General features: G+C 60.9%; 9 protein-coding genes. All 9 read right to left on the bottom strand.

Features of this window, described 5'->3' with window-relative positions:
* Positions 1-417: 417 nt before the first annotated feature.
* The 9 genes from Q7U39_01280 to Q7U39_01240 all read right to left on the bottom strand — a co-directional run bounded on the left by Q7U39_01280 (position 418) and on the right by Q7U39_01240 (position 12,298).
* Entirely contained in the window at positions 418-855 is a 438-nt protein-coding gene (locus tag Q7U39_01280; GenBank protein ID MDO9116563.1) for a hypothetical protein, read from the bottom strand.
* A gap of 140 nt (positions 856-995) precedes the next feature.
* Entirely contained in the window at positions 996-1,157 is a 162-nt protein-coding gene (locus tag Q7U39_01275; protein ID MDO9116562.1) for a hypothetical protein, read from the bottom strand.
* Positions 1,158-1,256: 99 nt separating this feature from the next.
* Positions 1,257-4,565, bottom strand: coding sequence for an AsmA-like C-terminal domain-containing protein (locus Q7U39_01270; GenBank protein ID MDO9116561.1), 3,309 nt, complete (start codon positions 4,563-4,565; stop codon positions 1,257-1,259).
* Positions 4,566-5,174: 609 nt separating this feature from the next.
* Complete coding sequence (locus tag Q7U39_01265) at positions 5,175-7,343, bottom strand: amylo-alpha-1,6-glucosidase (GenBank protein ID MDO9116560.1); 2,169 nt, start codon at positions 7,341-7,343, stop codon at positions 5,175-5,177.
* Positions 7,340-8,626 carry an MFS transporter gene (locus Q7U39_01260; protein MDO9116559.1) on the bottom strand — a complete coding sequence of 429 codons (1,287 nt, stop codon included), beginning with the start codon at positions 8,624-8,626 and terminating at the stop codon, positions 7,340-7,342. The genes Q7U39_01265 and Q7U39_01260 overlap by 4 nt, the downstream gene beginning before the upstream one ends.
* The gene (locus tag Q7U39_01255) at positions 8,626-9,303 is read right to left on the bottom strand and encodes a BON domain-containing protein (protein ID MDO9116558.1); all 678 of its coding nucleotides are present in this window, start codon (positions 9,301-9,303) and stop codon (positions 8,626-8,628) included. Before Q7U39_01255 ends, Q7U39_01260 begins: the two co-directional genes overlap by 1 nt.
* A 146-nt stretch (positions 9,304-9,449) precedes the next feature.
* Entirely contained in the window at positions 9,450-10,790 is a 1,341-nt protein-coding gene (locus Q7U39_01250; protein MDO9116557.1) for an MFS transporter, read from the bottom strand.
* Positions 10,783-11,925 (bottom strand): glycosyltransferase family 4 protein, encoded by a 1,143-nt coding sequence (locus Q7U39_01245; GenBank protein MDO9116556.1) that lies wholly within the window; start codon positions 11,923-11,925, stop codon positions 10,783-10,785. The genes Q7U39_01250 and Q7U39_01245 overlap by 8 nt, the downstream gene beginning before the upstream one ends.
* 52 nt (positions 11,926-11,977) lie before the next feature.
* On the bottom strand, positions 11,978-12,298 hold the full coding sequence (locus Q7U39_01240) for a hypothetical protein (GenBank protein MDO9116555.1): 321 nt from the start codon (positions 12,296-12,298) through the stop codon (positions 11,978-11,980).
* Between the last annotated feature and the right edge of the window lie 311 nt (positions 12,299-12,609).

Genomic DNA, 12,609 nt, shown 5'->3' with positions numbered 1-12,609 from the left:
GGTAGCGGTTGCAGACTGGTATCCCGACCATCCGGGAGACGCTGCAACAGCTCGAAGAATACAGAGTCCCTCTCCACAACAGGAGCCATCGAGGACTCCAGTCTTCGGGTGCAGCTTCAACTCGGCGCCCCATGAATCGATAATCCTCCACCCGGCCGGCTTAAACAAGAGCACCATCAAGACCGCTGCCGGATCGGGGTCGATCCGGCGGGCTCAGCTCAGTGGGCATCCGGATCGCTCCCGTCGGATGAGAACGATCCGGATACATATCAGCTGCTGTTGGAAGTTGTGGTGAACACCGAACAATGTCCGTTAGCGCCCAACTGCGGTACGCCTCAGGAACCGGACTTGCGCGTCAGCGCTGAGCATCCAGCTCCTCTCTTCCGGATGCATTTCCACGGATCATCCGAATGAGACTTACTGCGCCATGGATCCGATCCTGATGATACCGGGAACGATTTTTCGCCCCCCAGGAAGCGCCGAATCCATCCGCAAGTTGTACTGCACTACCCCGGCCTTCGAGAAACAGGCGCTGGCGGTTCCATTCGGCTCAATCGTGGCCAACTCCCTGTACATGCCGAACAGATTGGAAAACCCATGTTGACAGGACACATCTTCCGAATTCACGTTGACCAGATCGACGCGCAGCGGAAGTGTCCGCGAGTTGACCCATCGGACCTCATCGCCCGGGTTTACGACCAGGTCTGCCGGCTCCGGGCCTTCAGCGACTCTGATGTCGTGCACAGCACCGGTCCTCGTGGTCATGGGACCGGCACAGGCGGCAGCGAGAAGAATGCTGGCAAACGCGCCAATGGCTTTCATCGGGACAGAAATGCAGGACGCTTGTCTGCGCATAATCACACCTCCCATCAATGTTGTGGAAACCGGCAATCGCCGAAAAATCTTCTTCCTCTATATCAGCAAGCTAGCACACCGAAAATGCTTACACCAGGGGAGTACTTCCCGCGCGATCCCTCCGGAAATGAGAGATTCTTTCAGACATCGGCAAGCGCTTGGAACAAATACGGCGTCTCCGCCTGCGTGAAAAGACACCGCTGTTGGACAACCGACACAACAGCGATCCCTCTGACTACCACCACATCGGACCAGACGGCTGTCCCCCAATGGCCGTCGGCGATCTTGCCCGATTTAGGCATAGCCCGAACATAGGAGTATCTGACCAATCGTGGCTGAATCTGAACTGGAACTACTGCACTCTTCGCAGACTACGGCTCCTGAGATCGTTCCAGAACTGCTTATGGCGCGTCCGGCGAGAGCAGTTTTCCGGGAAGCGTGAACACGTTCGTCAGCACGTCGATGGCCAGGCGGGGATAGCCTGTCAGCCCCTTGGCGATGGACTCAAGCGGAAGATACCGGATATCGGGATCGCTCCGAGGGCCCTTCACTTCGAACAGGGCCGTGGACAATCCGGGGCGATCGCCCGCGAGCAGCCGACCGAACAGCGGGATCTTGCCGATCAGATCGGAATAGGCGCCGAGCGGACTCACCGCGATGGCCAGATCGAGTTCATCCGCCGGAAGATCAAGCGTGCCGGCCCCGGTGATCTTCACCAACGGACTGTCGAACACGATGTTCCGAGACGTTAATACTCCGTCCAGTACCGTGACGGTGGCCGTGACCGAGTCGAACGGGATCCCGTCATGATCGAGATCCACCTTGCCTTTCAGCAGAGCCGGCAGATTCAGGACCTTCAGCACTTTGGGCAGCACCGTGCCGTGCAGAACACGCCCCTTGTCGAGACGCAGCGTCAACGGACCGCGGCTGTTCAAGGTGCCGAGAAAGGGAGCGGCTGAGGACAGCGTCCCGTGCAGACCTCCGGTCAACGAGAGCAACCCCCGGAGAGGCTCCGCCTCCGGGTCGATGATCGAAAGGATCTGGTGCACCGGCATCCCGTCGATCTTCATCTCGGCCTCGATCTCGATCGGCATTCGAGGCCGGATGGTTGCCACGATCCGCCCGGAGAGATTGCCCTGCGGAGTCTCTCCGATCAGATGCGCGAATTCTGCCTTCCCCTCGCCGACGTGAAGATGACCGGAAAGCATCGTGAACAGCAGCCGATGGTACCGGGCTTGCCTGACCAGCGCGGTGATCTCGGCGCGACCGGATTGAGCCCATTGCCGAACTCGATCGCGCGAACCGTCGTCGGGCTCTGCCGTGCCGCCGTCCGAAAACAGCCTGCTGAAATCGAGGCGTGAGGATTCCACCGTGAGTGTCGGTACCGGACGCGTCGCCCAGTTCTTCACCAGTCCCCGCACCATCACATCACTGTCCCCGAGTTTGAACGACACCCGTTCGATCATGGCGTCGCGGCCCGCCGCCTGCGCCCGGAGCGACACCTCCCGCAACCGATCCCGCAGGCCGTCAATCGTGATCGCCCCCTGGTGCAGCTCGACGAACCCTGACGAAGTCCACGAGCGCCAATTCAAACCGCGCCCCGTCACCGTGATCGCGCCCTGGAACACTCCCTCTGTCCCGGGCGGTATGGTGAACCCTTCAGCCAGTCTGGCGAGCGGAAGAGGGCTCACCTTCACACGCACGGTGAAATCAGGCCGGTTTCCCAGGCGCAGATCCGCCTGCCCCTCCACACGGGCCAGAGGCAACACTAGCGCAAGACGGCGTGCCGCCAGCCGGTTGCCCTTTATCAGCGTCCCCTCGATTTCCAGCGCCGCGGCCACGCCGCGATGTTTTCTGATTGCGGGCGGCACCACGACCTCCAACTCGGTCATGTCGATGCGGCCTTTCCACCCGGGAGAGGAGACAGGACCGGACAAGTGAACGGTCGCATGGGTCGGTCCCTCCAGCAGGACATCGGACGCCACGGAGAGCTTCGCTGACAGAAACCGGCGCAATTCGGCCCCCTCGGAGGACATCTCCACAGTCACATCCTCAAAGCGAGGCGTCGCTCCCAACTGCACGGCGCCTTGAGCATCGAAAAGGATTGCCCCCACACTCCCCCGCACATGCTTGAGTTCTATGAAGCCGGGCGTAATTCCAACGGTTCCGTCAAGATGTTCAGCCGAAAGGTTCCACTCCGGAAGACGCGCGCCAAAATCATGAACGGTCATCTCGGCCCTGACGAGATCGATGTGCGGAACCGGCGCAAGCGGCCCGGCGATATGGATCGACACCTGCACATCCCCCTTCGGATCCGCAATCGCGTTCAACGCCGTCACGCCGGCGGCGGTTCCGCTGAAGGCCCGCAGCAGCTCGAACAGGGCCCGCATCTTCCCAGTGCCGGTCAATTGAAGATCGAGAGCCGGCTGCACATCCAGATGAGACAGCGCCAGCGTGCCGTCCGAGACCTGCAACGCCCCAACGCCGCCTGCCAGGTTCATCGCATCCACCCGAGCCGGACCGAAAAACACGGTGCCCGACAGGTTCCGGACGGGCGTCCGGTCGGGTCCGAACAGCCCGCCTCCCTGCGAGAGCTTGGCTACCCCTTTCCAGTCTCCCTGTTCCGGCCGATCCATTCGCCCGCTGAGCGTTGCAGATACAAGTTCGAGCGTTCCCGTCAATTCATGCTCGCTGGCGGCCGAGCGGACGCTCGGAGGAATCCACGCGCTCGGAACCAGCCGCAGAGCAGTCTCAAGCCCGACCAGCGACGTCGAGAGGGTTGCCGAATAGGCGGGATGCTCCGCGCCGAGGTCCTGAATCCGTCCCTGGCCGCGAACAACCACCCAATCCATTCGCGCCTCGACATGAGATATCTCCGTGTCATATCCCGCACCCCCCGGCATGACGAGAACCCGGGCAGACAGGTCTGCGTGCCACGGCCGTTCCTCGCGCGAACCAGGCCTGTCGGGCACATGAATCCATGGCGCCAGATCGAACCGGTCAATCGTGATGGAGCCCTCGAATCGAACCGGAGGCCGGTCGGCATCGAATATCGCGGAGGATGCGGAGAGCGCCTCCATGGAGAGAGTCCCCGCGAGCGTCATCGCAGCCGGCGCTCCGGCTTCGTCGACCTCTCCCGTGAGTGCCAGCTCCGCCTCGGTTCGCAGAAAATCGCTGTCCAGCTCCCCCTTCACGTTTTGGATTCTCAGTTCGTGGGGCGTCTCCCGCCCCTGCTCGTCCACGATGAGGATGCTCCCTCCGGTCAGCTGAAGGTCAGGAAGGAGCCACCGCAACCGGAATCCCCCTTCGCGGCCGGGTGCCGCCGGTGCTGGCTCGCCGGCCAGTGGAACATGCCAACCTCCCTCCCGATCCCTCCGGAGGACGAACTGTGGTTCGACCGCGACGACTTTGACGACGGCGACCTGCTTTCTCAGCAAGGGTAGGACACGCAACGTAAGCGAGCCCTGACGGACGCGAACGGTCGCATCCGGCTGCCGATCGTCCCGCATTACCAAATTCGAGAATTCAATCACGAGCCTCGGGAAGAGGCGGATGCGAAGATCGGTGATCTCGATCCCAGTATCGGTCTTCAGACGTTCTACGATTACTCCTTTCACGACCGAATGATTGAGGAAGAGGGTTGCGCAAGGAACGGATGCGATCAATACGGCGGCAACAAACACCCAGCGTGGAATGAGCGGCATTGACATGATGGTCCTTTCATATCCTATCGGTTGGGGGGACAGGCCCGCGCATTCATGCCGTCAGGAGACTGTCCGAACAGTCTCCGCAACCCAGGGGGGAGGCACCGGTCAGGCGTCATGCCATCGGAGCGTCCTGCGGCAAAGATCCTTCCCAGCCTACCCGCATCGGCAACTGTCCATTACCGCGAAATCGTGATCACGACAAAATGGCAGCGGGCGCCGCTTCCGAGCGTCCCTCGACCAAACCCGACGACGGGCTTCCCCAAAAAAACGCTGAAAGCCACCTCACAGCGATGCATTCGCCCCGCAACGGCGTGCTGAAAACTACAGCCGGCAAATCATAGAAGCACGGATGATGCAGCTGAAAGAGATAGGATCGTAGCGAGCCGTGGCGCCATAATGCCGGCAAAACGTTCGGCGTGAATTATTCGAGTCAATGGACCGTCTTGCCTGCCAGCAGGCCCCTCACTACGCCAGTTGCCGACAGCGGCACCCCTTTGTGCATGGAGAAGATGGTGCAATGGTCGAAGGGGCAACGATCGCATGACTCCCTTCCTGCTCACCAGGCGATCGACACAGTGCCCTACCATGAAGACCGGCCTTGACGGCGGTCGGCTACTTCGCCACCGAGATCTCTACATCGCCGTCGCGCCTGGCGACGGTCATGATCGTGTCTTCCTGATGCCGTTCCAGAATCAGGTCGACGTGCGCGCTTCCGACCGAGAGGTTTCGGATCTCGACCCGCTCCAGAAACGGGGGAAGTACCGGACGGTCGAAACAGATCCGGCGGCGCGCGCCGTCGATCTGCAGGCCCAGGCAGGATTGCAGGATGGAAAATCCGGCGGCGGCGGCCCAGGCCTGGGGAGCACAGGCAGTCGGATAGAGGGTCGGGCTTTCTCCGGAGCGCCGGGCAAACCCGCAAAAGAGCTCCGGCATTCGATGGAGCGTAAGGAACAGGCTGGCATCGAAGAGCCCGGCGAGAATCTTGATGACGCCCTCTTTGTACCCATACGCAGCCATACCGCCAGCAATGAGAGCATTATCGTGAGGCCACACCGACCCGTTGTGGTAAGACATGGGGTTGTACCGCCGTTCCGATGTCGCGAGCGTCCGGATGCCCCAGCCGCTGAAGAATTCGTCGGCGAGCAAGGATCGTGCGACGCGCAATCCTCGTTCAGGTCCCGCGATCCCGCCAAACAGGCAATGGCCGGGATTGGATGAGCGAACGCGGCAGGGTCGGCCGTGCCCATCCAGAGCCAGCGCATAGGAGCCGAGCTCCTCACACCAGAAAGCGCCCTCAAACCGCTCGCGGAGAGATTCAGCTTCCCTCAGCAACGTCTCGGCTTGATGGACCTCCCCGACGAGACGCGCCAAATCCGCCGCCTTCCTCTTGGCTTGATAGACATAGGCCTGAACCTCGCAGAGCGCAATCGGTCCGCTTGCGAAAGTGCCGTCCGCGTGGAACACAGAATCGTGGGAATCCTTCCACCCCTGGTGCACCAGTCCGTTGGAAGACCGGCGATCATACGTGACAAATCCAGTCCCGGCTGGATCGCCATACTGCGCGATCCAATGCAAGGCGAGTTGAATGTTCGGCCAGAGGGCTTGCACGAATGTCCGATCGCCGGTCCGTTCATAGTAGGCACCGGCCAGAATGATGAATAGCGGCGTGGCATCCACGCTGCCATAGTAGCGACCGAACGGAATTTCCCCTAACGCAGCCATTTCCCCGCCGCGCGTCTCATGCAGGATTTTTCCGACCTCCGCATCCTGTTCCGGACGCACCTCCGTTGCTTGGGTGGAGGCGAGGTAGGCCAGGACGCCTCGGGCGACGCCCGGGTTCACCCAGAGAAACTCCAATGCGGTGATGATCCCGTCCCGACCGAATGGGGCGCTGAACCAGGGCACGCCGGCATAGGGATAGAGGCCTTCCGGGGTTTCCGAAATCAGCATGTGGAGATCGGCGGCTGATCGATTCAGCCAGTGGTTGAACTGCTCATTCGAGGTATAGATGTGGCAGTCACGAGACGCGGCCTCTTGCAGTGTGTGATCCGCCGCGACGCGGGCCTGCTCATAGGAGAGGAACGCCTGCGGCCGGCGCGGCTCGATTTCACAGGCGATGGTGAGATCCCATATGGCATCGGCATCGGGTGCCAGCTGCGCGTCGAGAACGAAACAATCCGGTGTCACTTGCGCAGGGACCGGTGTGCAACGCACATAGGTACGACGGACCCTGTGGTCCAGTCCTTCATACGCCAGCACAAGTCCGTCGCCTGTCTGAACTGTGTCTAGGCGGTGGCCCCGATGCGTCCGTTGGCGGCCTCGCGCTTCGAACAGATCCGCATAGTCGGCATCAAAGGCGAATGAGAGCGTCAATGGAATTTCCGCGAGGCTGTAATTATGCACGCAGAGGCGCTCGTAGCAGGTTCCCTGCCAGAGGAACTTCATTCGGCGGAGGTGAACCGCCCCGCGAGGCAATGGGGGCCGTCCATCCCGGATCATGTCCGGGTTGGTGAGATCGACCGTGAGGAGCGCATTGTCCTCCCTTACCGCCGCACTCAAGAGCAACGGGCGTTGGTCTCCGATCGAGAATTCGAAGCGGGACAGGAAGCGCGTCCCTTCATGGTAGAGGCCTTGCGGACCGGGGAGAATCGGGCGAATATCGCCGCACCGATCGAAGACGGCAAACGTCTCCCCCTGCTTGAGGACCTCCACGCGGTCGTCGGCCATCGAGGACGATGCGCGAATGTAGAAGTTGTCATTCCAGCGGATGACGTCGTTCATGAACCATTCCCTTGGTGCGTCGCACTTCTGCGAGTCATCCGTTCGGCGACCAGTCCGGTCACAAGCAGCACCATGCCGATTCCAAGAAGGCCGGTTTCAGGACCCTGCCGTTCGGCGATCCATCCGAATGCGGAAATGCCGATGATGGCAGCGATCATGGCGCCGGTTCCGTATAGCCCTAGTATCCGGCCGAGCATATGGCTGGGGGCGAGTTCCTGAATGACGCCCCAGGCAATCGGCGTGAACGCGCCCATCCCGCTGCCGATCACGGCCATTAAGAAACCGGCCTGGTATGGATCGGGCGTCACGGTCAGCGCACAGATGGCAACGCCGCTCAAGACACTTGTGGCGACAATCAGCCGCATCCGTTCCTTGAGCGTCCAGTCTGTGATCCGCAGGAGCCCGACCGACGTGAACAGCAAACCCACGCCTAACGTCGACCACAGATAGCCGACCTCGACCGGACCTAAGTCGAGCAGTTTTCTGGCGAACACGGGAAAGAGCGCCGTCAGGGCACTGGTGCCGAAGGTATACAGCGCCGCCGTCGCGGTCAAGAACAGAATGAGCGGCTGGCTCACGATGCTGTAGCGCAGCCCCTCGCGTAGATCCTCCAGCAGGGTCGTCGATGCAACCGCAGGGAGTCCTTTCGGAAGAGGATCGGCGAAACGCACGAACAGCAGGAAGCCCGCCGACACCATGTAGGTCGCAGCGTTCAAGCAGAGGACTTCCTGCGATCCATAGGCTGCGATCCCCAGCCCGCTAAGCGCCGGACCGAAGATGATCCCGAGACTGGTGGTGCCCTGCAGAAGCGCATTGGCTGCGGTAAATTGCGTCTTGGGCACGATGGCTGGTATCGCGGCCGTGAGCGCGGGGCCGAACACGGCGGTTGCAATGGCATGCAGCAGAACCAGCGCGTAGAGCACGGTGACCGTAAACGACTCAACCGGGATGAGACAAGGAATCAGCCCGATCAACAACGCGCGAAGCAGATCACTGACGATGAGGAGGAGCTTTTTCGGCAGCCGGTCCACATACACGCCGATGACCGGACCCAGGACGATCGGCGGGATGGTCTGGAGGAGACCGATGATGGAAGTTTTGAGCGGCGAGCCGGTGATCGCGTAAACGAACCACAAGAGGGCCAGCTTGGAAATGCCGTCGCCGATTTGAGAGATCAGCTGTCCGGACCAGACCAGTCCGAAATCGCGGGTCAGCAGCAAGGGACGATGCGTAAGGAGACGAGCGGGAGCGGTGGATGGCGCAGGGCCGAGACGGCCCGGCATTAGCCTTCACCCTCCAGCCGCACTTTCTCTGTCTTGACGGCCCTGACTCCCGGCACGTGCCGGGCCGCCTCAGCCGCTTCAAGAACAATGACCTGAAAGCGCACAACCCCGCTCAGCGACACGATGCCTTCATCGGTTTTCACGTCGAAGTTCGCCGTTTTCAGCGTGGCGCTTTTCGCGAACCGCTCTTTGACAAGGACGGTAATATTGTCGTCCAGCTTCCTGACCAGCGCCCGTGAAAGGTCCTTAGACACCTCAAGCTTGTTGGCGACCGCTTTGACTCCCGGAACCAAGCGGGCAACATCCGAGGCGATGATTTTCTCCTCCTCGCTTGAGACGCGCCCGGTCAGCGTGATTGCCTGCTCATCCTCCTCGGCATCGAGCTCATAGTGGAACAGCCTGGAATCGGCCAGCAACGCGAGTTTGACCGTAAGAATAAGGGACCCTACCGGTCTCTTGGAGGTTTCTTTCTCCTTGACATCGTGCTCCGGCTGAGCGTCGGCCTTCGCGGGAGGGGTGACGCGGGGTTGCGGTTTGGTTTCACCGGAAAGTTTGGGGGGAGCAGGCTGGGTTTCAACAGGAGGCTGAGACGGCCCGGTATTATGCAGCTGAGCGGGAGATTTGTCAGGTCCCTTTTCTTTGTCGGACTGCTCCGGCCACGCGGTGCCGGCTAGCACAGACAGGAGGCAACCTCCTGCCCATGTGAAAAAAAACAGTCGGCTTGACCATACATTCGTGCGTGAAGCACCCTTTATCGCCAACCTTGCCGGTGTGTTCATAGTGTGCCTAAATACGGTAGAAATTGGTTCCCGACGCGGCCTCGTCAGGAGGCCGCGACCGGTTGGGGCGAGAAGGTCCCGGACCCGTGAGCCGCCGTCACACTCGGCGCAGACGGCTTGTGTCGGCTGAACACTCCCGCCATCACCGCAGTCGTCAACAGAATCAAACTGATGCCTGCGAGACTGACGCCTGGCCCCATGACGTCGGCGGCCCATCCGAACCCCGCCATTCCGGCCATCGACGCGGCCATCCCGCCGGTCGCGAAACTCGTAAACACACGACCCAGCATATGGGCGGGCGTCAGCTCTTGGAGCATAGTCCAGACGAGCGGAGTAAACAAAGCAGTGCTGCCTCCGATCACCGCAATCAAAGCGCCTGCCACCAGGGGGGCCTGAAAAATATTGAGCGCACCGACGGCAAATCCGCCGACAGCCAAGGCTCCCGCCATGAGGCGCAGCCGCCGGGACACATTCCCATGCGTAGTGGACGTGAGCCAGAGCGAGGCAATCAACATCCCGACCCCGAGCGATGACCAAAGCCAGCCCAGCTCCATCGGCCCCATTCCCAGCACCTCTTTCGCGACGACAGGAAGCAGGAAGACGAACGCGCTGACTCCCACACTGTACAGTGCTGCGGTCAGCATCAACAGCAGGACCGTCTTCTGTTCAACAAACACGAAGCGAAACCCGGCAAGGAGGTCCTGCCCCACACCGTCTGTCCAGCCTCTTCTCTCCCCGTTCACGCAGGGAAGTGCTTCGTTAATTCTGATGGGCAATATGCACAGCGCGGAGAGCAAAAATGTGGCCGCATCCGCATATAGCACGTTTTGGGCTCCCACCATCGCAATCCCGACCCCGCTAATCACAGGCCCCACCAGCAGCCCGATATTGGTCGTCGATTGCATCAAGGCATTGGCGGCGACAAGCCGGTCTTTGGGCACAATCAACGGGACGGCGGAGGCCAAAGCCGGGCCGAAGATGGTTGAGACGATCCCGTTGACGAACACCAGGGCATAGAGCCGCTCCAGTGTCAAGGCGCCTGCCAAGTGGAGTAAGGGGATAAGCAGGATCAGCAGGGTCCGCAGCAGATCGACCCCAATCATTACCGGCTTCTTTCTGACGCGGTCCAGATACACACCGATCAGCGCCCCGAAGAGTAGCGGCGGCAGCGTCTGGAGCAGGCCGACAACCGTCATCTTGAGGGCCGAGCCGGTCAGCTCGTACACAAACCAGAGCAGCGCCACTTTGTTCAGGCTGTCGCCGATCTGAGAGATCGTCTGGCCGGCGAACAGGAAACCGAAGTCCCTGGTTCTGAGCAACTCCCAACCGCGGGAGGTGCCCTGAGCGGGGCCGGCATCCACCTTCTCGGTGAATTCATCAGGCATGCCGGCCTCCGGCGATGCGCAAGGACCCGTCGGAACGCCGCCCTGAGGAGGGATCCTCAATGGGCTGCCGTGAGGTCTTCGAACTGGTGCGCGGCGAAACCTGTGCGGATTTCTGTGCAATCAAGCGCTCAAACAGCGCGACGTAATCCCGCGCCATGCGATCGGCGGTAAACCGTTCCTCAAATGCCGACCGGCAACGCCGCCGGTCGATCAGTGGGAGCCGCCCGACTGCTTCCGCCATCTCCGTCGGTGTCTCACACACAAAGCCCGTGACTTCGTGATCAATGACTTCGGGGATCGATCCCCGCCGGTAGGCCAACACCGGCGTGCCGCATGCAAGCGCTTCGATCAACACCAGCCCAAAGGGTTCCGGCCAGTCGTAGGGGCAGACGAGCGCCAGGGCATTCCCGACAAAGTCATTTTTCTCCGCATCTGAAATCTCGCCAAGGAATTCAATGAGCGGATGGTCGAGCAACGGCTCGATCTCTTTGCGGTAGTACTGCTCGTCTGCGGGATCGACCTTGGCGGCGATGCGCAACGGAAGCCCGGTCCGCTTGGCCAGCGCGATGGCATGGTCTGGCCGCTTCTCAGGAGAAATACGCCCGAGAAACGCCAGATATCCTTCCGGTTGCGGATGGAACGAATACAGGCCGCGCGGCAGCCCGTGATGTATCGTCGCCTGCCAGTTCGCCCGGGGCAGCGGTATGCGCTGCGCACCCGAAATTGAGACCAGCGGCATCTCAGCATATTCTTGAAACACCGGCTCCAGTTCCGGCAGATCGAGACGCCCGTGGAGGGTGGTCACGACTGGCACAGCATTTCTTCTGGCCAAGGGAAAGCCCAGGAAATCCAAGTGCGAGTGGATCACGTCAAAGTCGCCCGCCGCGCCCATAGCACGCTCTTGCAGCATAATCATCGGGGCATCCCGGTTGAAGATGCCCGTGTTCAGGCGCAGCGCCTGCGGACAGATCGCTTCCAGGCGCGCGGCCGTCCGGGAGTCTCCGCTGGCGAACAGCGTCACGTCGTGTCCCAGTCGCACCAGCTCCTCCGTGACATACGACACGATTCGTTCCGTTCCGCCGTACAATTTTGGGGGGACGCTTTCCCACAGCGGAGAGACTTGCGCGATTCTCATGATCCGTTCCTTTCAGCCACTGTTGATCGATCGATGCCGACGATCGTTTCGATTACTGGGCCGGTTTGATCGATATCGCCCGTTGAGTTGTCGACACCTGAACTTCGATTCGCTCCCCTGGCACGACGAGACGCTGCCGTTGCGTATTCGCGTCGGCATGAAACGTCACAAACCGTCCGGAAAGATCCTGCATCAGATACACATCCCCTTTGATACTGATCAAGACTCCCCTGATCGTCGTCATGACCGCCGCAGGCTCTTGCGCCTGCCCAGGCGTCGCGCGCCCGAACAAGTGAGTGCCAGGACCATGGCGATGCATCTCCACGAGGGCATAGGGCACCTTTCCCTGGTCTCCGGAGATCAAACCCGACACGACCACCTTTCCGGCATGATACCGCCAGCCCACTCTTCATGGTGTGATTCTATAAACCGACTGAGTTAGCCGCAACAGACAAAACCGGCGGCCTCCATCAAATTATGTCTAGCATCGACGGCTTGACTCCCATCGGGTTTTTGTGGCAGCCGGCGATCCGAGGCTCAGGCGATGGCCAGGTCACTTGCTGCGTACCACCCTTGAGAAGTCCCTCCGTATACTGTGATGGGCGAATCGCGCAGACATACTGTGGCGATGGTGCGGCGGGACGGATCGTCTTCCGGGAGAGACCAAGCCATATTCGTCTTTTT

It is taken from the genome of Nitrospira sp. (genome assembly GCA_030653545.1).
Classification (GTDB): domain Bacteria; phylum Nitrospirota; class Nitrospiria; order Nitrospirales; family Nitrospiraceae; genus Nitrospira_D.
This window is presented reverse-complemented; position numbering and strand designations above follow the sequence as displayed.

Coding starts and splice junctions, on each gene's coding strand:
- Q7U39_01250 (MDO9116557.1), bottom strand. CDS start 10,790: ATGCCTGATGAATTCACCGAGAAGGTGGATGCCGGCCCCGCTCAGGGC.
- Q7U39_01260 (MDO9116559.1), bottom strand. CDS start 8,626: ATGCCGGGCCGTCTCGGCCCTGCGCCATCCACCGCTCCCGCTCGTCTC.
- Q7U39_01275 (MDO9116562.1), bottom strand. CDS start 1,157: ATGCCTAAATCGGGCAAGATCGCCGACGGCCATTGGGGGACAGCCGTC.
- Q7U39_01270 (MDO9116561.1), bottom strand. CDS start 4,565: ATGTCAATGCCGCTCATTCCACGCTGGGTGTTTGTTGCCGCCGTATTG.
- Q7U39_01265 (MDO9116560.1), bottom strand. CDS start 7,343: ATGAACGACGTCATCCGCTGGAATGACAACTTCTACATTCGCGCATCG.
- Q7U39_01280 (MDO9116563.1), bottom strand. CDS start 855: ATGCGCAGACAAGCGTCCTGCATTTCTGTCCCGATGAAAGCCATTGGC.
- Q7U39_01245 (MDO9116556.1), bottom strand. CDS start 11,925: ATGAGAATCGCGCAAGTCTCTCCGCTGTGGGAAAGCGTCCCCCCAAAA.